Below are 22,785 nucleotides of genomic sequence, written 5' to 3' on the forward strand. Positions count from 1 at the left end.
ATCGAGGGCGTCAAGCCCATCCACCCGCTCGACGTGCTCGACGCCACCCTCACCGCCCGCCGTGAGGGTGCGCTGGTGATGCAGACCTGGACCGTGTGAGCAGGGCGAACCGGGCCGGGGCCGCTACGGCGGGTCCGGCCTGAGCACGTTCCTCGTCGGTACTCCGGGCCTGGAGGTGGCCTCGTTGATCCACGCGCTGTTCGTCCACCGCGAGACCTACGTCGACTCCGTCGTGCAGCTGTCCGGCACGCGCGCGATGCTCGGCGTCGAGGGCGTGGACTGGGCCAGTGCCGCCATGGCGACCCCGCACAACGTCGCCACCCTGCAGAGCGAGGGGTTCGCCGTCGACGAGCTGGCCGGTGCCGGGGCGAACGACCTGTTCCTCGCCGTGCGGGCCGCGACGCAAGCGATCGTCGACGCGGCCCGGGAGGCGGGGGAGGCCGCGCTCTTCGGGACCGAGCGCGAGCGGGGCCCGGTCGAGGAGACGCCGGCGCGGACGCTCGAGGAGGCGCTGCGCCGGCAGCCGGACACGAACGTCGCGGTGATCTCGGTGCCCGGCGACTACGCCGCCCTGGAAGCCCACAAGGCGCTCACCGCGGGTCTGCACGTGCTGCTGTTCAGCGACAACGTGAGCGTCGACGACGAGATCGCGCTGAAGGACCGCGCGAGCGAGCTCGGCCTGCTCGTGATGGGCCCCGGCGCCGGCACCGCGATGCTCGGCGGTGCCTGCCTCGGGTTCGCCAACGTCGTGCACCCCGGCCGGGTCGCCGTCGTCGCCGCCGCGGGCACCGGCGCGCAGGAGGCCGCCACGCTGCTCGACCGCTGGGGCGTCGGCGTCTCGCAGGTCGTCGGGCTCGGCGGGCGCGACCTGTCCGCCCGCGTCGGCGGCCGCATGGCCCTCGCTGCGATCCGCGGCCTCGCCGCCGACCGGGACACCGACGCCGTCCTGCTCGTCTCCAAGCCCCCCGACGTCGGCGTGGCCCGTGAGGTGCTGGCCGCTGCTGGCGACACCCCGCTCGTCGCGGCGCTCATCGGCGTGCCGCCGGGCTTCGCCGCGCCCGCCGGCGCCACGGTCACCCGCACCCTGGAGGCCGGTGCGCTCGCCACCGTCCGCGCGGTCGGCGGCGCCTGGCCGGACGTCGCCACCGGTCTGACCGAGCAGGTGCAGGAACGGATCGCCGACCTGGCCGACCGGCGCACCCTCGTGCGCGGGCTCTACTCGGGCGGCACGCTCTGCTACGAGTCGCTCGTCCTGCTCTCCGAGGTGCTCGGCGACGTCCACTCCAACACCCCGCTGCGCCCCGAGCTCGGCCTCCCCGGGCCGCGGAACGCGCACATCTGCCTGGACCTGGGTGAGGAGGAGTACACGAGGGGCCGTCCCCACCCCATGATCGATCCGCAGGCGCGGATCGAGCTGCTGCGCGAGGTCGGCGCGGACCCGGAGGTCGCGGCGATCGTCCTCGACGTGGTGCTCGGCCACGGCGCGCACCCCGACCCGGCCGCCGAGCTCGCGCCGGAGTGCGCACGGATCACCGCGGGAGGGGGACCGGTGATCGTCGTGTACGTGCTCGGCACGGACGCCGACCCGCAGAACCGGGAACGTCAGCGCGCCGCCTTCACCGACGCCGGCTGCCTGGTCACCCCGACCGCGGCCAGGGCAGCCCTCGCCGCCGCGGCCGTCGCCCGGCGGGAGCCGGCGCTGGCGGAACGGGAGTGAACAGATCCCGGTCGAGGACGACGTCGCCGTGATCGAAAAGCCTGCTTGATCACGCCGGGCGCGCTGGCGCTGCGGGTCCGGGACGGGTGCGTACGCCGCGGAGGTCACCGCCCGCGCGCTCTACACCGTCGGTCAGCCCGACCGCGGCGTCGGCTACATCTCTCCGCTGCTGGCCCCCGATCTGCGCGGGCTGCCGACCGCCGTCATCTCCGCCGGGGCGGTTCGATCCGCTGCGCGACGACGCCCGCCGCTACGCCGAGCGGCTCAGCGACGCCGGGGGGCCGGTCGTGCTGCGCCTCTACCCGATGACGCACACCGTCGGGCTGCCGCACACCCTGCGGCAGTGGCAGCGCGACCTCGACGGCACGCTCGTCGTCGACCTGTGGGCCGGGCGCGCGGGGGATCGGCCGTGGCAGCCGGACACCCGGGCCGTGCTCATGTCGGTGACCAAGGGGGTCGCGGCAGCTGGGGCTGCTGGACGTCGAGGCTCCGGTCGCGGCGTACTGGCCGGAATTCGCCGCCGCGGGCAAGGCCGGCATCACGGTCGCGCACGTGCTGAGCCACACCGCGGGACTGCCGGCCCTGCCCGGGCACGGCCGGCTGCTCGCCCCGGACGGGCCGGGCTGGACGGACCCCGCGCGGGTCCGGCGGCTGCTGGAGCGGGCGGCCCCGGAGTGGCCGCCGGGCACCCGCGTCGGTTACCACGGCCTGACCTGGGGCCGGCTCGTCGCCGAGATCGTCGAGCGAGCGACGGGCACGACGATCGGGCGGATCGTGCGCGATGACGTCGCCGGTCCGCTCGGTGCCGACCTGGACCTCGGCACTCCGCCGTCGACGCACGCCCTCGTCGCGACCCCGATCCCCGGATCCCGCGGCCCGCTCCCAGTCCACGTGGGTCCCGCGCGGGTGGCGCAGGTGCTGCTCGCCGTCGACGGGGCGGGCCTCCTGTCCCGGGCCGACGCGTTCTCCACCGGCCCACGGCTGACCGCCGAGCTGCCCGCGGTCAACGGCACAGGCACGGCCCGCGCGGTCGCGACGCTCTACGGTGCGCTCGCCGCCGGCACCCATCCCCGGCTGCGGCCGGACACGGTCGCGCGGATGCGCACCGAGCGCGCCCACGGCACCGACCAGGTGGGCGGCGGCCCGGTGCGGTGGGGACTGGGTGTGCAGCTCAACCCGCAGCGGCCGGGCGCGGGCGGGTTGCAGTGGGGCCCGAACCTGGACGCGTTCGGCACCACCGGGGCCGGCGGCCAGATCGGGTTCGCCGACCCGCAGCGCCGGCTCGGGGTGGCGTTCGTGCGCAGCCACCTGTGCGAGACGTCGGCGCTGGGGCAGCGGCTGGTGGCGGCCGTGTACGGCTGCCTGGCGGTGCTCAGCTCGTGACCAGCCGCTCCACCGCCCGCACCGCGTCCCGCGTCGGCGTGATCACCAGCCCCTTGGCCAGCGGCGTCACGGCGGCGACGAGCTCCGCCGCGAGCTCCAGGCCCACCTCCGCCGCCGCGGGGCCCGCCTTCTCCAGCGCGGTCAGCACCCGCTCGGGGATGTGCGTGTCGGGGACCTCGTGGGCCAGGTACTCGGCCTCGGCGAAGTCGGTCAGCGGGCGCACGGCGACCAGCAGCGGGGGCAGGTCGCCGCCGATGGCCTCCAGCAGCCGTTCCAGGTCCGCGGCGTCGTAGACCGGCCGCGTGATGAGGAACTGCGCCCCGGCGGCGATCTTGTCGCGGGCTCGGGCGGCAGCGCGGGCGAGGTCGCGGCTGCCCGGGTTGATCCGGGCCCCGATCTCGAACGCGGTGCGGGACGGCAGCGGGAAACCGTGGATGTCGGTGCCCTCGTTGAGCCGGGCCACCAGCTCGACCAGCCCGATCGAGTCGACGTCCCACACCCCGTCGACGTGCGGGTAGTCGCCGAGCAGCGGCGGGCTGCCGGTCTCGCAGACGATGCGGCGCAGGCCCAGCGCGTGCGCGCCGAGCAGATCCGCCTGCAGAGCCATGATCGTGCGGTCCCACGTGGTGACCGTCGCCGTGACCTCCACGCCGAGCCGCTGGTGCAGGTTCAGTGCCAGGTCCGCCGGGCTGATCCGGGCGCGCAGCCCGTCGCCGGCCCCGATGCAGATCATCGCCGCGCCCGCCCGGGTCAGCTCGGCCGCGAGCCGCGCGGCCTGCTCGACGTCGGCGGCGGTGTCGGTGGTCAGCTCGACGGCGACGAGCCGATCCGGCCCGGCGAAGGCGGGGGCGGTGTCGGCGGCCGCGGGTTCCGGCTCGGTCCGCGGCGCCGCTGCGACGGCGGTGCGTGCCCGGTGCTCGGCCGCCATCTCGACGACCGCGGCGAGCTGGGTCGGGGTGGTGCCGCAGCAGCCACCGACGAGGCTCGTGCCCGCGTCGAGGAGCTGGCGGACGTAGCGGACGAAGTACTCGGAGTCGATGTCGTACTCGAACCGGGCCCGGCCGGTCCGCCGCGGCAGGCCCGCGTTGGGCTGCGCGGTGAGCGGGAGATCGGTGTGCTCGCGCAGCTCCCGCACCACGGCGAGCACCCGCTGCGGGCCGATCGTGCAGTTGGTGCCGATCGCGGCCACGGGCATCCCGGTGAGCGCCTCGGCGACCTCGCGCGGGGTGTGCCCGCTGAGCGTGTGGGCGTCGTGGCTGAACGTGGCCTGCGCGATCACCGGCACGTCGACCGCGGCGACGGCTACCTCGACGGCCTCCAGGAGCTCGTCGAGGTAGCCGAACGTCTCCAGGAAGATCAGGTCGACGCCGGCGTCGGCGAGCACGGACAGCTGCTCGGTGAGCGCGTCGATGCGGGCCTGCGGAGGGGTCCGCCGCCGCTGGTGCACGCTCACCGCGGGGGCCACCGACCCGGCGACGAGGATGCCGTGGCGGGCCTGCGCGGCATCGCGGGCGATCCGCACGGCGGCCCGGTTGATCTGCTCGACCTGGTCGCCGAGGCCGTACTCGGACAGCCGCAGCCGGCTGGCGCCGAACGTGTTGGTCTGGATGACGTCCACCCCGGCGTCCACGTAGCTGTCGTGCACGGCGCGGACCAGCTGCGGATCGGTCAGCGAGAGCGCGGGCAGCGACTGGTCGAGCGAGTTCCCCGCGGCGTGGAGCATCGTGCCGGTGGCCCCGTCGCAGATCAGGGGGCGTTCGGCGAAGCGGGCCCGCAGAGCGGCGGCGCTGGTGCTCATCGGCTGGTGCTCATCGGGCGCTCGTCCCCTCCAGGATCTCCACGGCCATCTCCATCATGAGCCGGTCGCGCTGCAGGTCCAGCCGCAGCCCGGTGATCTCCTCGATGCGGCGCAGCCGGTAGACGACCGTGTTCGGGTGGACGTGCAGCTCCTTCGCCGCGCGGGTGGGGCTGCACAGGCCCTTGAAGTACACCGACAGGGTGGTCAGGTACTCGGTGCCGGCGGTCTCGTCCTCGCGCACCAGCCGGCCGAGCACGTCGTCGGCGAACGCGCGCAGCTCGGTGGGATCGGGGAACCGCAGCAGCAGCCGGTGGATGCCCAGCTCGGCGAACAGTGTGATCCGGCCGGGACCCATCCGCTTCGCGGCGGCGACGGCGCGGCGGGCCTCCGAGTAGGACACCGAGATCTCGGACGCGGCCTTGTAGGCGTTGCCGATGCCCACGGCGGTGACCGACAGGCCGTGTTCGTCCAGCTCCCGCACGCAGCTGGTCGCGATCCGCCGCGCCCGCTCGACGGCGTCCCCGGTCGCGGTGGGCGCGGGCACGATCGCCACCACCTCGTCGCTGCGGGCGGACAGGATCGCGTCGCCGGCGAGCCGGGTGAGCAGCCCCTCCACGGCCGGCTGCGAGGCCGCCCGGTCCCCGGTGCTCAGTGCGACCGCCAGCACGGCGTGCGGGCGGTTCTCGTCGTAGCCGAGGTGCTTGGCCCACTGCGCCGCCTCGCCGTCGTCCTGCCCGCGGTGGCGCAGCAACCCCTCGATGAGCTCGCGGCGGGCCCGTCCGGCGGCCGCGGCGACCACGATCTCCCGACCGAGCATCACCCCGCAGACCAGCGCCGTGTGCTCGGCCGCCAACAGGATCAGGTCCGGGTCGATGCCGGCGGGATCGTCGTCGGGGCGCGCGACGGACACCAGGTAGCCCGCGATCTCGTCGCCGACCGAGACGGGCGCGATGACGACCGACCCGTCGCGTTCGTGCCCGGGTAGCCGCAGCGCCCGCCGGTTGCGCGCCACGGCCGCCAGCACGCCCTTCAGCCCGGTCGTGCCGGCCTGGGCGCGGGTGCGGGCGACGATCTCCTCCGCGCCGGTCTCGCCGGCCGCGGCGAGCACCTCCAGCCCGCGGTCCAGGACGGCCGCCGACGAGCGGGTGTTCGCGGCGAAGAACCGCAGAATCGGTTCCAGCTCGGTCTGCTGCGCGGCCGTGGCGGAAAGGTGGCTGCACATCGCCACGAATCGTCGGAGGCCGACCAGTTCGCGGGTCTCGTGTGCGCGCATACCGTGCTGGATGTACGCCGCGGCGGACCCGTCGACGGGCACTCCGGACGTCGTCATGCGAGCAACCTACGGCCGCCGTCCGGGCCGGGCAACGCCGCCCGCGGTGCTCCTGTGGAACACCACAACGCAGCCGCGCCCGGTGTTGCGGTGAGCGCACAACGATCTCGGGTCGGGGCAGGACGGCGGCGATCACCCAGGTCCCGGGGATCGCGTGCCGCCGTTGTGGGAACCCACAGCCGGGACCCGTCCACCTCTGATGCGCCGACCGAAGACCCGCGGGCCCCGCGGATGCCACCCTGGATCGGGACCGGCGGCACGGACCGCGCCGAGCAGCACCCGGGAAATGGCGCGGAAACCGGCCGAGCCGCGGCGGAAAGACGATTTCCCGCCGCCCACGCACAATGCGAAGGACGTTCACCGATGCTCGTTGACTTCCGGCCGCACACCCGCCTTCGCGGGGACGGGCGCGTGGACCTGGCGACGTCGCTCCTGCCGGTCGTCGAGGCGCTCGCCGAGGCGGACGTGGACCTCGCGAAGGTGCGCGTGGTGTCGGACTGGGTGCAGTACCGGGAGAACTTCCGCGAGGTCGTCGACCTGCGGCCCATCCTGCACTCGGTCCCGGCGGCCGCGGGCGTCCCGGTGAGCCTCGGGGTGCGCGAGGACGACCTCGAGGTGGCCGTCGACGTGCGGCGCAGCCAGGACGCCCCGCTCAAGGAGCTGACCGCTGCGCTGCTGCGGGGCGCGCCGGAACGGATCGTGCTGGAGGACTGGGGCCGCGGCAGCCGGAGCTGCATCTGGGACTTCAACGCCCTGTACTGGTCGGCGCTGGAGCTGTGGGAGAAGGCGACCGGCCGCGGCTACGAACAGGCGCTGCCCGGCGGGGAGAGCGATGCCCGCAACATCGACGCCGCCCGCGAACTGATCCTCGGCCTGTTCTCGGTGTGGGACCGGCTGGCCGAGTCGAACGCGCTGCCCGACGAGCTGTACGTCGTCGAGCTCGGGGTGGGCAACGGGGGACAGGCGAAGGTGTTCCTCGACGTGTTCCGCGAGCTCGACCTCGCCCACGGCCGCGGCTACTACCGGCGGCTGCGCTACCTGATGTGCGACTACTCCCAGCACGTTCTCGACCTGGCGCGCGAGACCGTCGCCGATCACCTCGCGCACGTCAGCTCGTTCGCGCTGGACGCCACCCGCCCGGCCACCGCGCTGGGGTTCCTGCAGTACAAGGTCTTCCTCGTCTACGTCTCGAACGTCTACGACAACCTGCCCACCGACGAGGTCGCACAGCTCGGCGGGCGCACCTACTGCGTCGAGACCCGCGCGTACCTGCCGGCCGCGGCGGCCGAAGGCATCGCCGCCGCGGCCGGAGCCACCCCCGCAGAGCTGCCCGGCCTGGTGCACAAGCTGCTGCGGCTGGGCCCGGCCCTGCTGCCCGAGGCCGCGCCCGCGCACTTCCCGGACGTCGACTCGGCTGTGGACTTCTGGCGGCGGACCTGGTCGGCGCTGCGGCTGGAGGAGCGCTACGTGCCGCTGCCCGGCCTGGACGCCTACACGATCGTGCCCGCGACCGGCCGCGACGGGCTGACCACGCTGAGCGGGGAGCTGCTGCGGCCGCTGCTGGAGTCCGGCGCCGACCTGCGGATGCACGTCAACAACGGCGCGCTGGCCAGCTTCGTCGACAGCCTGATGCTGCTGCACCCGTTCGGCACGCTCGTCTGCCACGACCTGTTCGTCACCGACGTGAACGGGTACCGGACCCACTTCCGCGGCCCGGGCAAGTACGACGGCTCGGTCGTGAACTGGGTGAACGGTCCGCTGCTCGCGCACGTGGGCCGCCGGCACGGGTTCGACGTCACCTACGAGCCGTTCCGGCACCGATCCGGCGGGAACATCGTCACGATGACCGCCCAGACGCGGGACTGAGGGCACGCGCATGGACGACCGAGCCGATCTGGCCGACCTGCCCCTCCTGCCGACCACCGTCGTCGGGTCCTACCCGGTGCCCGAGTGGATGGAGCGGCTCAAGACCGAGTACTTCCGCGGGCGGATGAGCGCGGTCCAGCTGCAGGACGTGCACGAGATGGCGATCAAGGCCGCGCTGCGCGACCAGGAGCTGGCCGGGATCGACATCGTCTCGGACGGGGAACTGCGCCGCGACAACGACCTCGACTACTTCCTGGCCCGCATCCCGGGCATCGAGATCCCGCACACCGCCAAGGACTTCTACTTCGACTACTACGACACCCGTGTGCGCGCCCCGCTCCCGGAACCGGGGGACGCCGCACCGCTGGGCCTGGCCGACGATTTCGCGTTCACCGCCACCCAGACCGACCGGCCGATCAAGTTCTCGTTCACCGGCCCGTTCTCGCTGGCCCGCCGCGTGCGCAACGAGGCCTACCCGGACCGCCGCGACCTGGTGCTCGCGATCGCGCGGATCCTCAACGCCGAGGCGCGGGCGCTGGCTGCGCGCGGGGCGCGGATGCTGCAGATCGACGAGCCGTTCCTCGCCGGCTACCCGCAGGAGGTGGAGACGGCGGTCGAGGCGATCAACATCGTCACCGCCGGCGTCGACGTCACGTGGGGGCTGCACGTCTGCTACGGCAACCGCTACGCCCGTCCCTCCTGGGAGGGCCACTACGACTTCCTCTTCCCCGCCGTGCTCGAAACGACCGTCGACCAGCTGGTGCTGGAGTTCGCCCGCACCGGGTACGGGGACCTGGAGGTGGTGGCGAAGCACGGCTGGGACCGCCGGCTCGGCGTCGGCGTCGTCGACGTCAAGAGCGGGCGGGTCGAGACGCCCGAGGAGGTGGCGGCGCGCATCCGCGGCGCGCTCGACCTGCTCGCCCCCGATCAGCTGGTGATCAACCCCGACTGCGGCCTGCGCAACCTGACCGGTGAGGTGGCGCGGGCGAAGCTCGCCGCGATGGTCGCGGGCACCGCGCAGGTGCGCCGCGAGCTCACCGGACGCCCCATGGACGATCCCGGGCCCGACGATCTGGCCCGGCTCACCCCCGGCCTGCCCGAAGGAGCAGCACGATGACCCAGTCCGAGCCGGACGAGTACCTGTTCACCTCCGAGTCGGTGACCGAGGGGCACCCCGACAAGATCGCCGACGCGATCTCCGACGCGGTGCTGGACGCGGCGCTCGCGAACGACCCGCACTCGCGCGTGGCCTGCGAGACCCTGGTCACCACCGGCATGGTGGTGCTCGCGGGGGAGATCACCACACCGCAGCAGCTGGACTACACCCGCATCGTCCGCGACACCGTCACCCGCATCGGCTACGACGACGGCCGCTACGGCTTCGACGGGCACACCTGCGCCGTCCTCGTCGCGCTCGACAAGCAGTCCCCGGACATCGCGCAGGGCGTCGACGAGGCCGCCGAGCACCGCGGCAAGCTCTCCGACGACGAGCTGGACCGCGCGGGCGCCGGGGACCAGGGCATGATGTTCGGCTACGCCACCGACGAGACACCCGAGCTCATGCCGATGCCGATCGCGCTGGCGCACCGGCTGTCGCGGCGACTGGCGGAGGTGCGCAAGGACGGCACGCTCGACTACCTGCGCCCCGACGGCAAGACCCAGGTCACCGTCCGCTACGTCGACGGCGCGCCGGTCAGGGTCGAGCGCGTGCTGATCTCCACCCAGCACGCCGAGGAGGCGACGAACGAGCAGATCCGCGAGGACCTGTGGAACCAGGTCGTCACCGCGGTGCTGCCGCCCGAGCTGTACGACGCCGCCGCGCTGAAGGCCGAGCTGCTGGTCAACCCGACCGGCCGGTTCGTGATCGGCGGCCCGGTCGGCGACGCCGGGCTCACCGGCCGAAAGATCATCGTCGACACCTACGGCGGGTTCGCCCGCCACGGCGGCGGCGCGTTCTCCGGCAAGGACCCGTCGAAGGTCGACCGCTCCGCGGCCTACGCCGCCCGCCACGTCGCGAAGAACGTCGTCGCGGCGGGGCTGGCCCGCCGGGCCGAGGTGCAGGTGGCGTACGCGATCGGGGTGGCGCGGCCGGTCTCGATGATGATCGACACGTTCGGCACCGAGCGGGTGGACCGGCGACTGATCGAGAAGCTCGTGCACGAGCACTTCGACCTGCGCCCCGCCGCGTTCTGCAGCTACCTCGACCTGCACCGGCCCATCTACTCACCCACCTCGGCGTACGGGCACTTCGGCCGCACCGACGTCGACCTGCCCTGGGAGCGCACCGACCGGGCCGCGGCGCTGCGCGCGGCCGCCGGCCTCTGACCGGGGGGATCATGTCGACCACCGTCGATCGGGCGCTGCCGCGCAGCGCCGGGCTCCGCACCGCAGAACCGTCCGCCCCGCGCGATCTCGGCCGGCTCGTCGTCTCCTGCACGGACGGGCCCGGCATCGTGGCGCGGATCAGCTCGTTCCTGCACCGGCAGGGCGCCAACATCGTGCAGTCCGACCAGTACTCGACCGGCCCGGCGGGCGGGGACTTCTTCCTGCGCACCGAGTTCCACCTGCCCGACCGGGCCGCGGCGCTGCCCGAGCTGCAGCAGGCGTTCGCCCGCGAGGTCGTGCCGCGCATCGGCGGCACGTTCCGCTTCCGCGACGCCGCCGTCCCCACCCGGGTCGCGCTGTTCGTCTCGCGGGAGGACCACTGCTTGCTCGACCTGCTGTGGCGGGCCCGCCGCGGGGAGCTGCCGATCACGGTCGAGCAGGTGGTGTCCAACCACCCCGACTGCGCCGAGGACGTCGCGGGCTTCGGGGTGCCGTTCGCGCACATCCCGGTCACCCGGGAGACCAAGCCGCAGGCCGAGCAGCAGCAGCTGGACCTGCTGGCCGGGCGCGTCGACCTGATCGTGCTGGCCCGGTACATGCAGATCCTCTCGGGTGACTTCCTCGACCGGGTCGGTGTCCCGGTGATCAACATCCACCACTCGTTCCTGCCCGCCTTCCCCGGCGCAGGCCCGTACGAGCGGGCGAAGGAACGCGGCGTGAAGCTCATCGGTGCCACCGCCCACTACGCCACCGAGGACCTCGACGAGGGCCCGATCATCGAGCAGGACGTCGTGCGCGTCTCGCACCGCGCCACGGTCGCCGACCTCACCCGGGCCGGCGCCGACATCGAACGCGTCGTGCTCGCGCGGGCCGTCCGCTGGCACTGCGAGGACCGGGTGCTCGTCGACGGGCGCACCACCGTCGTGTTCTGACCCACCCCGACCGGGAGATCCCCATGCCTGCCCCCATCGCCGTCGCCGGCTCGATCGCGACGGACCACCTCATGCACTACCCGGGCCTGTTCGCCGACCAGCTCGTCGACAGCCACCTCGACCGGCTGTCGCTGAGCTTCCTCGTCGACGACCTCGTCGTCCGCCGCGGCGGCGTCGGCGCCAACATCGCGTTCGCGCTCGGGGTGCTGGGCGACCGCCCGGTGCTGGTCGGCGCCGTGGGGCCCGACTTCGCCGAGTACCGCAGGTGGCTGGAGGGACACGGCGTCGACTGCGCGGGCGTGCACACGTCGGCCACCCAGCAGACCGCGCGCTTCACCTGCACCACCGACGACGCCCAGTGCCAGCTCGCGTCGTTCTACCCGGGCGCGATGAGCGAGGCCCGCACGATCCGGCTCGCGCCGCTGGTGGAGAGCCACGGCATCGGGCTGGTGCTGATCGGCGCCGACGATCCCGAGGCGATGCTCGCGCACACCCAGGAGGCGCGCGACCTGGGGCTGCCGTTCGCCGCTGACCCGTCGCAGCAGCTGCCGCGGCTGGACACCGACCGCTGCCGCATGCTCGTCGGCGGCGCCCGCTACCTGTTCAGCAACGAGTACGAGTGGGAGCTCCTGCAGCGGCGCACCCACTGGACCGAACGCGAGATCGCCGCCCGCGTCGACCTGCGCGTCACCACGCTGGGCAGCAAGGGCTGCCTGATCGTCGACTCGAGCGGCGCCGAGCTCCTCGTCGAGGCGGTGCCGGCCCGCCAGATCGTCGACCCGACCGGCGTCGGGGACGCGTTCCGGGCCGGGTTCCTCTCCGGCGTCACCGGCGGGCTCGGGCTGGAGCGCGCCGCGCAGCTCGGCGCGCTGATCGCGACGCTGGTGCTGGAGACGTCGGGGCCGCAGGAATGGCAGCTCGACCTGCCCGACGCCGCGGCCCGGATCACCGCGGCCTACGGGCCGCGCGCCGGCGCCGAGATCGAGGAGTTCCTCGCCGCCCGGGTGGTGGCCCGATGACGGCGGGCGAGCACCTGCACCGCGACCGCCCCGTTCCCGTCCTCGACGACTTCTCGCTGGAGATCACCGGTCGCGACGCCGACGGGCTCGCCGGCGCCGCGCCGCTGATCCCCGCCGGCACCCGGGTCAACATCACCTACCTCGGCGGGGAGACCGCGCAGCAGCGGCTCGCGGCCGTGCGCGCGGTGCAGGAGCTCGGGTTCGTCCCGGTCGTCCACATCGCCGCCCGCCGGTTGCGGTCGGCGACCGAGCTGGGGGAGTACGTCACCGCGCTCGCCGACACCGGTGCCCAGACCGAGGTCTTCCTCATCGCAGGCGACCCGGCCACGCCCGCCGGTCCGTTCCCGGACAGCCTCTCCGTCCTGGAGAGCGGCGTGCTGCAGGCGGCGGGCGTGCAGCGGGTGGGGATCGCCGGCTACCCGGAGGGCCATCCGGACATCCCGAGTCCGGTGCTGGCCGGCGCGCTGCGCCGCAAGGTCGCGCTGCTCGCCGAGCAGGGCCTGGACACCGTCGTGACGACCCAGTTCTCCTTCGACGTGCAGCCGGTCCTCGACTGGATCGCCGGGCTGCGTCGGGACGGGGTGGACGCCCCGGTGCGGGTGGGCGTTCCGGGTCCGGTCGGGATCAAGCGGTTGCTGGCCTACGCGCGGCGGTTCGGGGTCAAGACGTCGGCGGGGATCACCCGCAAGTACGGGTTCTCGCTGACCAACCTCGTGGGCACCGCGGGTCCCGGCGCGTTCGTCGCGGCGCTGTCGGACGGCCTCGATCCGGCGGTGCACGGCAAGGTGCGCACGCACTTCTACACGTTCGGCGACGTGCGGGCGACCGCGGCGTGGGTGCGTGCCGCCGCATGACGGAGCAAGATCATCACGCTGTCGTCCCCACCAACGCGGACCAGGTCGATCCTGGTGCTCCGTACATGTTCCCGGAAGGGCCCCGCTTTCTACGATCGGTCGAGGGTTCGTGCGGGGGAGAGGTGGTTGCCGTGGCCCTGGATGCAGTGGTCTCGCCGGACGGGACCCGCGATCTCGATCCGCGGGCGGAGCTGGAGGAGCTGCGCAAGGAGGTCGCGCTGCTGCGGGTCGCGCTCGTCCACGCGCGCACATCGGACGAGCCGCTGCCGCCCGCGCTGCGGCCGGCGCTCGCGAGGGCACTGCTGGCGCTGCGCGGCTGACCGCGCTACGCCGGATGCCGGATTCCTTCGGCCTTCTTACCTGCGAGACTCGGCTTCCCCGGAGCGAGGGGAGGCGGACATGACCCAGGCGCAGGCCCCGGATCGGCCGGTGGTGCACGAGACCCGGTCGATGGTCTTCCGGCAGTACTACCTCGGGTGCCTCTCGCAGGCGTCCTACCTGATCGGTGACCGCACCAGCGGGCGAGCGGTCGTCGTCGATCCGCAGCGGGACATCGGCCATTACCTCGCCGACGCCGAGGAGGCCGGGCTGCGGATCGAGCGCGTCGTGGAGACTCACGTCCACGCCGACTTCCTCTCCGGGCACCTGGAGCTGGCCGCGGCGACCGGCGCCGTCATCTCCTACGGTTCCGCGGCCCGGGTCGAGTACCCGGTCGAGCTGCTGGCGCACGGGCAGGTGCTCTCCCTCGGCACGGTCACCCTGGAGGTCCGGCACACCCCGGGGCACACCCCGGAGTCGATCTGCCTGCTGGTCCGGCCCCAGCCCGGCGGCCCGCCGTGGGCGGTGCTGACCGGGGACACGCTGTTCATCGGCGACGTCGGCCGCCCCGACCTGCTCGGCTCTGCGGGCTGGTCGGCCGAGGACCTCGCTCGGGCGCTCTACCGCTCCACCCGCGACGAGCTGCTGACCCTGCCCGACGCCGCCCTCGTCTTCCCCGCGCACGGCGCGGGTTCGGCGTGCGGGAAGAACCTGTCCACCGAGACGTCCAGCACGATCGGGGAGCAGCGGCGCACCAACTACGCGCTCGCGCCCATGTCGGAGGACGCGTTCGTCGCCGCGGTCACCGAGGGCCTGACCGCGCCGCCGCGGTACTTCGAGTACGCCGCCCACCGCAACCGGGAGCTGCGGCCCGTCCTCCACGAGGACGCGCCGCTGCCGCTGCTCACCCTGGCCGAGGTCGACGCGGCCCTCGCCGCCGGCGCGGTGCTCCTCGACACCCGTGACCCGCAGGACTTCGCCGCGGGCCACCTCGTCGGTTCGATCAACGTCGGGCTCGGCGGCCGCTTCGCCGAGCAGGTCGGCCAGCTCGTCGGCCCCGACGTCGACCTGGTCCTCGTCGGTGAGGAGGACACCGCCGTCGAGGCCCGCAACCGGCTCGCCCGCATCGGCTACGACCGCGTGCTCGGCGCGCTCGCCGGTGGCCTCGGCGCCGTCGGCAGCGACCGCCTCACCGCCGCCGGCCGCGTCTCCGCCGCCGAGCTGGCGGACCTCCTCGGCCAGGTCACCGTGGTCGATGTCCGCGGCCCCGGGGAGATCGCCGCGTCCGGCACCGTGCCGGGCGCTCTCCGCATCCCGCTCCCGACGCTCATCACCCGCCTGGACGAGCTCGACCCGGCCGTCCCCACGGTCGTGCTCTGCGCGAGCGGCTTCCGCTCGTCCATCGCGGCGTCGGTGCTGCGCGCCCGCGGCTTCACCCACGTCGACGACCTCCTCGGCGGCTTCACCGCCTGGAACGACGGCCGCCGCCCGGTCGAGCACCCCAGCTGACGCAGCGCGGCGGTTGCGCCGCGGCCCGTCGAAGTGGTCCACTGGACGACGTGCTTGCCCGGTCCTCGCTCTTGCGGCGCACGTTCTGCGTGTGCCTGCTCGCGATGGACCAGCTCTCGGTCGACGACCGCTGCTGTCGCGCCTGCCGGTAGCGGCCCTGTCCTGCGGGACGGGTCCGCGCAGCGCGCCCTGCCGTCCCCACCGAGAGGCCAGCCATGCCGTCCCGCACCGCGTCGACGTCCACGACCACCGCTGCGAAGCCCCAGATCCAGCCGAAGCCCCCGCAGGCCACCGGCTCGCGGCTGCGTCGCCTGCTCCAGCGCACCGGTTCCGCCGTGCGCGCCGCCCACACGAGCGTGGTTCCCTTCTGAGCTCCCCTTCTGAGCTCCCTGAGCATCGCCGCACCCGCCCGTTCGGCCGCGAGACCGATTGCCGCGTGCCGCGAATGACCGTACGTTCCCGGGGTGCGTTCGCGATGTGAGAGACGCTGATGGTCGCCTCGGCGCTCCTCGCCGCCGCACTCGGTGTCGCGATCGGCGCGGTCATCGGCGGCCTCGGCGGCGGCGGTGGCGTGCTCGCCGTCCCCGCGCTCGTCTACCTCCTCCACCAGGACGCCCAGGACGCCACCACCAGCAGCGTCGTGATCGTCGGCATCACCGCCCTCGTCGGGGTGCTCTCCCGCATCCGCGCCCGCCTCGTCGACTGGCGCACGGGCGCCGTCTTCGCGGTCATCGGCATCCCGGTGACCTTCCTCGGCACCGCGCTGAACCACGCCGTCAGCCAGCCCGTGCTGCTCCTGTCCTTCGCCGCCGTCACCCTCCTCGCCGCGATCGCGATGATCGTCGACGTCCGCGCCCCCACCGACCCGGACCCGCCCGCCGGCGCCGAGGGCACCCGCCCGCTCGCCACGGTCCACCCGCCCACCCAGCGCCTCGCCGGCGTCGCCGTGAAGACCGTCCTCGGCGCCGCGGCGGTCGGCTTCCTCACCGGCTTCCTCGGGGTCGGCGGCGGCTTCCTCGTCGTCCCGGTCCTCGTCGTCGGCCTGCGCATGCCGATGAAGCTCGCCGTCGGCACCTCCCTCCTCGTCATCACCCTCAACGCGATCGCCTCCTTCGCCGCCCGCGTCCCGCAGATGGACCTCGACTGGACCGTCGTCGCCCCCTTCACCGCGGCCGCCGTGATCGGCAGCCTCGTCGGCCGCATGGTCGCCGGCCGCCTCTCCGGCACGACGCTCACCCGCGCCTTCGCGGTGCTGCTCGTCGTGGTCGGCGTGGTGGTGGGGATCGAGAGCGTGCTCGACCTGCTCTGAGCGTGCCGCCGGGCCGCCCCGCCCGGTGCGCTCGGGATGTGGGTGTAGGCCCGGCTGGACCCGTGCTCAATCTCCACGAACGGCACTGTCGTGAGCACCACTGCTTGCGGAAGTGCCGTTCGTGGGGTTTCGGGCTGGGCAGGGTCCGGCCAGCACCTCCGCAAGGCCCGCGGCGAGGTGCTGATCTTCTCCGGCTCGATGGCCGAGCACGCGGAGCAGCTGCGCGACCAGGTCCCGACCGTCCGGGAGCTGATCTGCCTCGACGCACCGCACGAGCTGGCGAAGACGACGCTCGGCGACCTCCAGCTCTGCGACGCCCGCCCGCTCCCGAACCGGACGACGATCCGGACTCCCGCGCGATCGTGCTGGCCACCGGCGGGACGACCGGGGCCTCGAAGGCCGCCGAGTGGCCGAACTGTCTCTACTCGGCCGCCGTCCGCACGCTGCAGGCTGCCTGCCGTCGATGGAGGCGCCGGTGCACCTGGCGGTCCAGCGGGGCACCGCGCACGCGTGGAGCAACCGGTCCGACGAACCGGCCACGACCATGGCGACCTTGTGCACCGCGAGCCGGTGGCGGACCTCCGGCGGTGGCGGTGCCGAGGCCTCCCCCTGCTCGGGCGGATCGCCGCAGCCCCGGATCCCGGTTACGATCCAGGAACATAGTTATCAGGATCGGGAGGTCTCATGACTGACGCCGACGTGGTCGTCGTCGGGGCCGGCATGGGCGGCATGGCCGCCGCCGTCACCGCCGCTGAACGTGGGCTGCGCGTGGTGCTGCTGGAGAAGGGCGCCAAGGTGGGCGGCGCGGCCGCGTACTCCGGCGGGCAGGTGTGGGTGGGCAACAACCACGTCGCGGCGCGGGACGGCATCGCCGACTCGGCCGCCGACACGCTCGCCTACGTGACCGCCGCAGCCTCGCGGGACGCGTCGTCGCTGGACCGCCGACTCGCCGAGCAGTGGATCGCCGCAGCGGCCACGGCCGCTCGCTGGTTCGAGGACATCGGCGTGATCACGTGGGAGGTGATCCCCGGGTACCCGGACTACTACTACCCGGACCTGCCGGGTTCCCGGGCCGCCGGGCGCTACCTCACGGGTGCGCCCTTCGACGGCCGCCGGCTGGGCGCCGACCGCGAGCGGCTGCTGGTGAGCCCGCACTTCCCGGTCGGGATCCAGTACGGCGAGATGTTCGCGTGGGGCGGCATGTCGTCGCGCACGGAGTGGGACTGGGACCTCGTCGCGCAGCGGCGCGCCGACGACGTCCTCACCTTCGGGACGGGGGTCGCGGCCGCGTTCTTCCGCGGCGTGCTCGACCGCGGCGTGGACGTGCGGACCGGACACGAGGTGATCGGCCTGGTCGTGCGCGACGGTGCGGTGACGGGAGTGCGCGTGCGCGGCCCCGAAGGGGAGACGACGATCTCCGGCCAGGTCGTCCTGTGCACCGGCGCGCACGACTGGTCGGCCGAGCTCTCGGCGAAGTTCACCGGCATCCCGGACGACGACGGCGGGAGCGTCGCCCCGAACACCGTGACCGGCGACGCGATCGCGCTGGTCGAGCCCGTGGGCGCAACCCCGGCTGCGCTGCCCGCGTGGGCCGCGCCCGTCCTGCCCGGTTACCGGCTGGCCGAGCCGGCGTTCGACGGCGACACCGGCTACCGGGCCTGCTTCGAGCACTGCCTGCCGCACACGTTCCTCGTCAACGCCCGCGGCGAGCGGTTCTGCGACGACGCGTTCCACCCCCGGATCGTCGCCGCGGCGCTGGGCGACGAGCAGGGCGGCAACCTGCCGTTCTTCATGATCTGGGACAGCCGCCACCACCGGAAGTACGGGCTGGGCGCGACGCCGCCGGGTGGGGAGTACCCGGCCGGGCTCGTCGCGTCGGCGCCGACGCTGCGGGAACTGGCCGTGCAGCTCGGCATCCCCGGCGACGCGCTGGAGACGACCGCGGCGCGGTTCAACGAGCACGCCGTCGCGGGGGAGGACCCGCAGTTCGGCCGCGGCACGAACCTGTCGGTGCGGCTGTTCCGCGGTGACGGTCGGCACGCGGCGAACCCGAACGTGGGACCGGTCGACGAGCCGCCGTTCTTCGGCATGCGGATGCGTCTGCTCAACACCGGCATCGCGGCGGCAGGGGTGCGCACCGGAGAGCACGGCCGGGTCCTGGACGGGGCGGGTGCGCCGATCCCGGGGCTGTTCGCGGCGGGGGAGTGCGCAACGCGGGCCGCGGCCGGCGTCGGCTACAACAGCGGCTACTCGCTGAGTCGCGCGATGGCCTTCGGGTTCCTCGCGGCATCGGCGATCGCGGACGCGCGCTGACCGGATCGGGGTCGGCACGCCCAGCCGCGCGTGCCGACCCCGCGGTCTCAGGAGAACAACTCCTCGGACAGCTCGCCGTAGAGCACCTCGGACGGGTCGAGCTCGCGGACCGCGGTCGGGGCCGGGTCGAACCAGACCAGCTCCCTCTGCAGCTCCGGGTTCTCCCCCTCGGTGAACGGGAAGAACCACGCCAGCCTGACCGATGGGTCGTCGACCTCGACGACGGGGACCTTCTCGCCGGGGTAGGACTGGGCCATGTGCCGTGCGCGGTGACGCCCCGGTCGGCGACGAGGTGGTCGACGTCCAGCTGCCGCACGTTCGTGCCGTCGTCCACCATGCCCTGGTAGAAGCCGCGGATGTCACGTCGAGGATCGCCTTGTGGCGGGGGTTGATCAGAGGTCGTTGCCCGCGTACGAGAGGTTGAAGCTCTTGTTGACCAGCGGGAAGTCGGGGACGATCGTGTCCGCCAGCGCGACCGGCAGCGCCGGCCAGTTGAAGAAGCTCGGATCGACGATCTTCACCCGGGTCGGCCTGCCGTCCGCGCCGAGCTCGACGCGGTGCACGATCGTTCCGCGCCAGCCCTCGACGATCCCGACGCCGGACCGCGGCCCGGCCGCGGCCGGCACCTCGGCCTCGCCGGCCGCGGCCGACTTCCCACCGGTGACCAGCGCCGCGATCGTGTCGACGGAGTGGCGGAACTCGGCGGCGCGGACGGTGAACCGGGCCAGCACGTCCCCGCCGGTGGTGTGGGGGACCGGCCGCGGAAGCGGCGCCGGCAGCCATGGGTGGTCGTAGCGGGCGTCGACGGTGAGGCCGCTGGCGCGCGCGATGTAGCCGAGCACGCCGATGTCGCTCGCCTGCGCCGCGGTGAGCACGGCGGTGCCGGTGAACCGGTCGCGGACCACGCTGTGGCCGAGCGCGAGGTCGACGATCTCGGCCACCTCGTCGGCGAGGGCGGCCAGCGCGGTCGGATCGGGCAGGACCCGCAGGCTCGTCGCGCCCGGGCGGATCACGCCGCGCAGCAGCCGGCTGCCGGTGATCTCGTCGTTGATCCGCAGCAGCTGCTCGCGCACCGTGCCGGCGTGGCTGTTGAGGATGCCGTGCGCGACGTCGTTGCAGAGCATGCCGATGTCGGCGACGTGGTTGTACAACCGCTCCAGCTCCAGCAGGACCGCGCGGTTGCGCAGCACGTCGTCGCCGACGGTGATCCCGAGGGCGTCCTCGACGGCGGCGCAGAAGGCGAGCGTGTGCCCGACGGACGTGTCGCCGCTGATCCGCTCGGCGAGCTCGACGCACCGGTCGAGCGGGCTGCCCTGGAACAGCTTCTCGATGCCGCGGTGGACGAACCACAGCCGCGCCTTGAGGTTCAGGATCGTCTCGCCGACCACCGAGAACCGGAAGTGGCCCGGCCCGATCATGCCTGCGTGCACGGGTCCTACCGGGATCTCGTACACGCCGGGGCCCTCCACGGCGCGGAACGGGTACGGTCCGTCGACGTCGCCGAACTCGGGCGGGGCGCCCGCGTCGGACAGCATCGGGTACCAGCCCTTCGGCCAGTGGAAGTGCCGGACCAGGCGGCGGGGCAGCGGGTGGTCGGCCGGGATGATGCCGAACAGGTCGTGCAGTTCCCGCTCGAAGCGTCCGGTCGGGAACGACACCGCCGCCAGACTGGGCAGCCGCGGGTGCTCGGGATCGAGCGGCACGTGCAGCTCGACCCGCCGCTGCGGCTCGGCCGCGGAGGCGGCGCGGGTGAACAGGTACACCGCGCGCAGCCCGCCACCGGCCGGGCGGTCGTCGTGCCCGGCGACGAGGGCGACGCGGTAGCCGCCGGCCAGCAGTCCGGTGGCGTGGGCGGGCAGCTCGTCGGGTCCGATCGTCGTCGCGCCCGGGGTGGGCGGGGCGGGTGTGGCGGTCATGGCGTTCCCCCGGTGAGCGTGCGGGTGGCCGCGTCGAGCAGGCCGGCCAGCGGGCCCGCGGTGATGCCCAGCGCCGCCGCGAGGACCAGTCCGCCGATCAGCGCGGTCCCGGTCGAGGCGGCCAGCTGGGACGCGGTGCGGGTCAGGGTGGTCCCGCCGGACGGCTCGGGCCGGGGTCCGGGCTCGCCGAGCAGCATCCGACTGGTGTGGTTCACCATGGCCGCGGCGATCACGAGCACGAGGACGAGCGCGATCGCCGTGGCCCACGCGAGCGGCGCGGATCCGGCGGCGAACCCGGCCCGGGCGATGCCCAGCTCGCTGGCGAAGATGCTGAACGGCGGCATGCCGATCAGCGCGAGCACCCCGGCGCCGAGGCAGCCGGCGAGCACGGGCTGGTCGGCCGCCAGCCCGCGGACCTCGGCGATGCGGCTCGTGCCGCGGATCTGCAGCAGCCGCCCGGCGCCGACGAACAGCACGCTCTTGACCAGGCCGTGGCCCAGCACGTGCAGCAGCACGGCCGCGATCGCCGCGGGCCCGCCGATCGCCGCGCCGAGCGCGAGCAGCCCCATGTGCTCGATGCTGGAGTAGGCGAGCATCCGCTTATAGTCGCGCTGGGCGATCAGGAGCGACGCCGCCACCGCCAGCGACGCGAGCGCGGACGCGAGGAGCAGGGCCTGCGCGAACTCCGGCCCGACCGCGAGATCGGCGATCACCTTGGTGCGCAGGACCGCGTAGAACGCGACCGAGAGCAGCACCCCCGACATCAGCGCGGAGACCGGAGCGGGGGCCTGGCTGTGCGCGTCGGGCAGCCAGGCGTGCAGCGGCGCGAGCCCGGCCTTGGTGCCGAAGCCGATGATCAGCAGGACGACGGCGAGCCGAGTGACGCCGGGGTCCAGCGTCGGGGCGGTGAGGACCAGCGCCGCCCAGTCGAGCCCGGCGCCGGTGCCGGCGCGGTGCGCGGCGTAGTGCAGGAGCACGAGCCCCAGCAGGGCCAGCGCGATCCCGGCCGAGCAGATCACCACGTACTTCCACGCGGCCTCGACCGCGGCCCTGCTGCGGTGCACACCGACGAGGAACGCGGTGACGATCGTGGTGCCCTCGACCGCCACCCAGAGCACGCCGAGATCGGCGGCGAGCACGGCGGCCGCCATCGACGCGACGAACAGCTGCACCAGCGCGCAGTAGCGGGCCGCGGTGCGCGTCCCCGCCCGTCCGGCAGCCCGCTCGGCCGCCAGGTGAGCGGGCGTGGCGAGCCCGCTGAGCAGGGCGACCGCGGCGATCACGACCAGCATGAACACCGAGAGCGCGTCGGCCCGCAGCAGCCCGCCGGCGGCGACCACGGGCCCGTCGGTGAGGACGAGCGCAGCGAGGACGATCGCGTCGCCCAGCAGCACGGCGGCCGAGCCGACGAGCAGCCACGGCAGCGCCGCCTTCGCGGGCCCGCGCCGGTGACCGGCTGCGAAGTGGGCCACCGCGCAGAGCGCCGGGACGAGGACGGGCAGGAGCGCGAGCAGGGTCGTCATCAGTCGTGCAGCTCCCGCAGCTCGTCGAGATCGGTGTTGCCGAACGCCTCGCGCATCCGCCCGGTCAGCACCTGCAGCACCAGGAGGGCCAGCAGCACGTCGAGCGCCACCCCGACCTCGACGATCAGCCCGATCCCGGCGGTGGTGAGGAACCCGACCGCGGTGATCCCGTTGTCCATCAGCAGGAACCCGACCAGGTGCGACACCGCGCGGCGGCGCGTGACCAGCACGAAGAACCCGATCAGCACGACCGCCATCCCGATCGGGACGGCTTGGGTCGCGGGGGAGGGGGCCAGCTCGACGATCGGCCGGGACACGGCGAACGCGAGCAGAGTGAGCAGGGCGGCGGCCAGCAGCGACGCCGCGACGTTGACGACGGGGCGGACCTCGCGGACCGGTTCGGTGCCCTCCCGGGCGGTCCCGAGCGCACGGCGCAGCACAGCGGGCAGGACCCCGGCCCGCAGCACCGCCACCCCGGCGGCCAGCACGGCCAGCTCCGGCGAGCCCTCGTGCCAGGCCAGAACCGCGATCAGCGCGGCGAGCGCGACGCCCTGCGCCGCGAACAGCCGGATGATCACCGCCAGCTCGCGGCGCCACAGCACCAGGACCGCGCACAGCAGGACGGCGCCGGCGGTGAGGTTGAGCAGCTGCACGTACGCGGTGTCCGACACGA

The 22,785-nt window shown here is 74.0% G+C and carries 18 protein-coding genes; 12 read left to right on the plus strand and 6 right to left on the minus strand.

The genetic code is table 11. The features are described from left to right. The first annotated feature begins 184 nt into the window (after positions 1–184). Complete coding sequence (locus BUE41_RS15000; protein WP_073457886.1) at positions 185–1,717, plus strand: protein FdrA; 1,533 nt, start codon at positions 185–187, stop codon at positions 1,715–1,717. A 474-nt stretch (positions 1,718–2,191) separates the two neighbouring features. Then, positions 2,192–3,100 carry a serine hydrolase domain-containing protein gene (locus BUE41_RS31910; RefSeq protein ID WP_327194769.1) on the plus strand — a complete coding sequence of 303 codons (909 nt, stop codon included), beginning with the start codon at positions 2,192–2,194 and terminating at the stop codon, positions 3,098–3,100. Here the strand turns inward: BUE41_RS31910 and BUE41_RS15010 are convergent. After that, positions 3,090–4,898: a bifunctional homocysteine S-methyltransferase/methylenetetrahydrofolate reductase gene (locus BUE41_RS15010; protein ID WP_073457738.1), complete on the minus strand. Its 1,809-nt coding sequence runs from the start codon at positions 4,896–4,898 to the stop codon at positions 3,090–3,092. The two genes, BUE41_RS31910 and BUE41_RS15010, sit on opposite strands and share 11 nt — an antisense overlap. Positions 4,899–4,908: 10 nt before the next feature. Further along, positions 4,909–6,228 carry a PucR family transcriptional regulator gene (locus tag BUE41_RS15015; protein WP_143172171.1) on the minus strand — a complete coding sequence of 440 codons (1,320 nt, stop codon included), beginning with the start codon at positions 6,226–6,228 and terminating at the stop codon, positions 4,909–4,911. Between the two features lie 411 nt (positions 6,229–6,639). Here BUE41_RS15015 and BUE41_RS15020 point away from each other — a divergent pair, with 411 nt between their 5' ends. From BUE41_RS15020 to BUE41_RS15060, 10 genes are all read left to right on the plus strand, one after another. Next, positions 6,640–8,094: a hypothetical protein gene (locus BUE41_RS15020; protein WP_143172172.1), complete on the plus strand. Its 1,455-nt coding sequence runs from the start codon at positions 6,640–6,642 to the stop codon at positions 8,092–8,094. A gap of 10 nt (positions 8,095–8,104) precedes the next feature. Continuing rightward, the gene (locus BUE41_RS15025; protein WP_073457741.1) at positions 8,105–9,211 is read left to right on the plus strand and encodes a uroporphyrinogen decarboxylase/cobalamine-independent methonine synthase family protein; all 1,107 of its coding nucleotides are present in this window, start codon (positions 8,105–8,107) and stop codon (positions 9,209–9,211) included. After that, positions 9,208–10,419 carry a methionine adenosyltransferase gene (metK, locus tag BUE41_RS15030; protein WP_073457742.1) on the plus strand — a complete coding sequence of 404 codons (1,212 nt, stop codon included), beginning with the start codon at positions 9,208–9,210 and terminating at the stop codon, positions 10,417–10,419. Before BUE41_RS15025 ends, metK begins: the two co-directional genes overlap by 4 nt. 11 nt (positions 10,420–10,430) lie before the next feature. Then, entirely contained in the window at positions 10,431–11,351 is a 921-nt protein-coding gene (gene purU / locus BUE41_RS15035; protein WP_084755079.1) for a formyltetrahydrofolate deformylase, read from the plus strand. A gap of 23 nt (positions 11,352–11,374) precedes the next feature. Beyond that, entirely contained in the window at positions 11,375–12,370 is a 996-nt protein-coding gene (locus BUE41_RS15040; protein WP_073457743.1) for a carbohydrate kinase family protein, read from the plus strand. Beyond that, positions 12,367–13,224 carry a methylenetetrahydrofolate reductase gene (locus BUE41_RS15045; protein WP_073457744.1) on the plus strand — a complete coding sequence of 286 codons (858 nt, stop codon included), beginning with the start codon at positions 12,367–12,369 and terminating at the stop codon, positions 13,222–13,224. Before BUE41_RS15040 ends, BUE41_RS15045 begins: the two co-directional genes overlap by 4 nt. Positions 13,225–13,355: 131 nt before the next feature. Further along, complete coding sequence (locus BUE41_RS30270) at positions 13,356–13,544, plus strand: hypothetical protein (RefSeq protein WP_143172173.1); 189 nt, start codon at positions 13,356–13,358, stop codon at positions 13,542–13,544. Between the two features lie 79 nt (positions 13,545–13,623). Next, a complete protein-coding gene (locus tag BUE41_RS15050; RefSeq protein ID WP_234997281.1) occupies positions 13,624–15,051 on the plus strand; it encodes an MBL fold metallo-hydrolase in 1,428 nt (475 codons plus the stop codon). A 490-nt stretch (positions 15,052–15,541) separates the two neighbouring features. Continuing rightward, entirely contained in the window at positions 15,542–16,360 is an 819-nt protein-coding gene (locus BUE41_RS15055; protein ID WP_073457745.1) for a sulfite exporter TauE/SafE family protein, read from the plus strand. Between the two features lie 684 nt (positions 16,361–17,044). Next, positions 17,045–18,673 carry an FAD-dependent oxidoreductase gene (locus tag BUE41_RS15060; protein WP_073457746.1) on the plus strand — a complete coding sequence of 543 codons (1,629 nt, stop codon included), beginning with the start codon at positions 17,045–17,047 and terminating at the stop codon, positions 18,671–18,673. Positions 18,674–18,720: 47 nt separating this feature from the next. On the opposite strand, the gene BUE41_RS15065 is transcribed toward BUE41_RS15060, so the two are convergent. The 4 genes from BUE41_RS15065 to BUE41_RS15080 form a co-directional block, all read right to left on the minus strand. Further along, positions 18,721–18,930 (minus strand): hypothetical protein, encoded by a 210-nt coding sequence (locus BUE41_RS15065; RefSeq protein ID WP_073457747.1) that lies wholly within the window; start codon positions 18,928–18,930, stop codon positions 18,721–18,723. Between the two features lie 135 nt (positions 18,931–19,065). Beyond that, complete coding sequence (locus BUE41_RS15070; RefSeq protein ID WP_073457748.1) at positions 19,066–20,589, minus strand: hydrogenase large subunit; 1,524 nt, start codon at positions 20,587–20,589, stop codon at positions 19,066–19,068. Further along, positions 20,586–22,112, minus strand: a complete 1,527-nt coding sequence (locus BUE41_RS15075; RefSeq protein WP_073457749.1) for a proton-conducting transporter transmembrane domain-containing protein — start codon at positions 22,110–22,112, stop codon at positions 20,586–20,588. The genes BUE41_RS15070 and BUE41_RS15075 overlap by 4 nt, the downstream gene beginning before the upstream one ends. Then, positions 22,112–22,783 carry a hypothetical protein gene (locus BUE41_RS15080; RefSeq protein WP_073457750.1) on the minus strand — a complete coding sequence of 224 codons (672 nt, stop codon included), beginning with the start codon at positions 22,781–22,783 and terminating at the stop codon, positions 22,112–22,114. Before BUE41_RS15080 ends, BUE41_RS15075 begins: the two co-directional genes overlap by 1 nt. Positions 22,784–22,785: the final 2 nt, after the last annotated feature.

It is taken from the genome of Pseudonocardia thermophila (genome assembly GCF_900142365.1).
Lineage (GTDB): Bacteria > Actinomycetota > Actinomycetes > Mycobacteriales > Pseudonocardiaceae > Pseudonocardia > Pseudonocardia thermophila.

What these genes read in the sequence shown, in the direction of transcription:
- BUE41_RS15010 (WP_073457738.1), bottom strand. Translation starts at nt 4,898, where the DNA reads ATGAGCACCAGCGCCGCCGCTCTGCGGGCCCGCTTCGCCGAACGCCCC.
- BUE41_RS15015 (WP_143172171.1), bottom strand. Translation starts at nt 6,228, where the DNA reads ATGACGACGTCCGGAGTGCCCGTCGACGGGTCCGCCGCGGCGTACATC.
- BUE41_RS15025 (WP_073457741.1), top strand. Translation starts at nt 8,105, where the DNA reads ATGGACGACCGAGCCGATCTGGCCGACCTGCCCCTCCTGCCGACCACC.
- metK (WP_073457742.1), top strand. Translation starts at nt 9,208, where the DNA reads ATGACCCAGTCCGAGCCGGACGAGTACCTGTTCACCTCCGAGTCGGTG.
- purU (WP_084755079.1), top strand. Translation starts at nt 10,431, where the DNA reads ATGTCGACCACCGTCGATCGGGCGCTGCCGCGCAGCGCCGGGCTCCGC.
- BUE41_RS15040 (WP_073457743.1), top strand. Translation starts at nt 11,375, where the DNA reads ATGCCTGCCCCCATCGCCGTCGCCGGCTCGATCGCGACGGACCACCTC.
- BUE41_RS15045 (WP_073457744.1), top strand. Translation starts at nt 12,367, where the DNA reads ATGACGGCGGGCGAGCACCTGCACCGCGACCGCCCCGTTCCCGTCCTC.
- BUE41_RS15050 (WP_234997281.1), top strand. Translation starts at nt 13,624, where the DNA reads ATGACCCAGGCGCAGGCCCCGGATCGGCCGGTGGTGCACGAGACCCGG.
- BUE41_RS15055 (WP_073457745.1), top strand. Translation starts at nt 15,542, where the DNA reads ATGGTCGCCTCGGCGCTCCTCGCCGCCGCACTCGGTGTCGCGATCGGC.
- BUE41_RS15060 (WP_073457746.1), top strand. Translation starts at nt 17,045, where the DNA reads ATGACTGACGCCGACGTGGTCGTCGTCGGGGCCGGCATGGGCGGCATG.
- BUE41_RS15065 (WP_073457747.1), bottom strand. Translation starts at nt 18,930, where the DNA reads ATGGCCCAGTCCTACCCCGGCGAGAAGGTCCCCGTCGTCGAGGTCGAC.
- BUE41_RS15070 (WP_073457748.1), bottom strand. Translation starts at nt 20,589, where the DNA reads ATGACCGCCACACCCGCCCCGCCCACCCCGGGCGCGACGACGATCGGA.
- BUE41_RS15075 (WP_073457749.1), bottom strand. Translation starts at nt 22,112, where the DNA reads ATGACGACCCTGCTCGCGCTCCTGCCCGTCCTCGTCCCGGCGCTCTGC.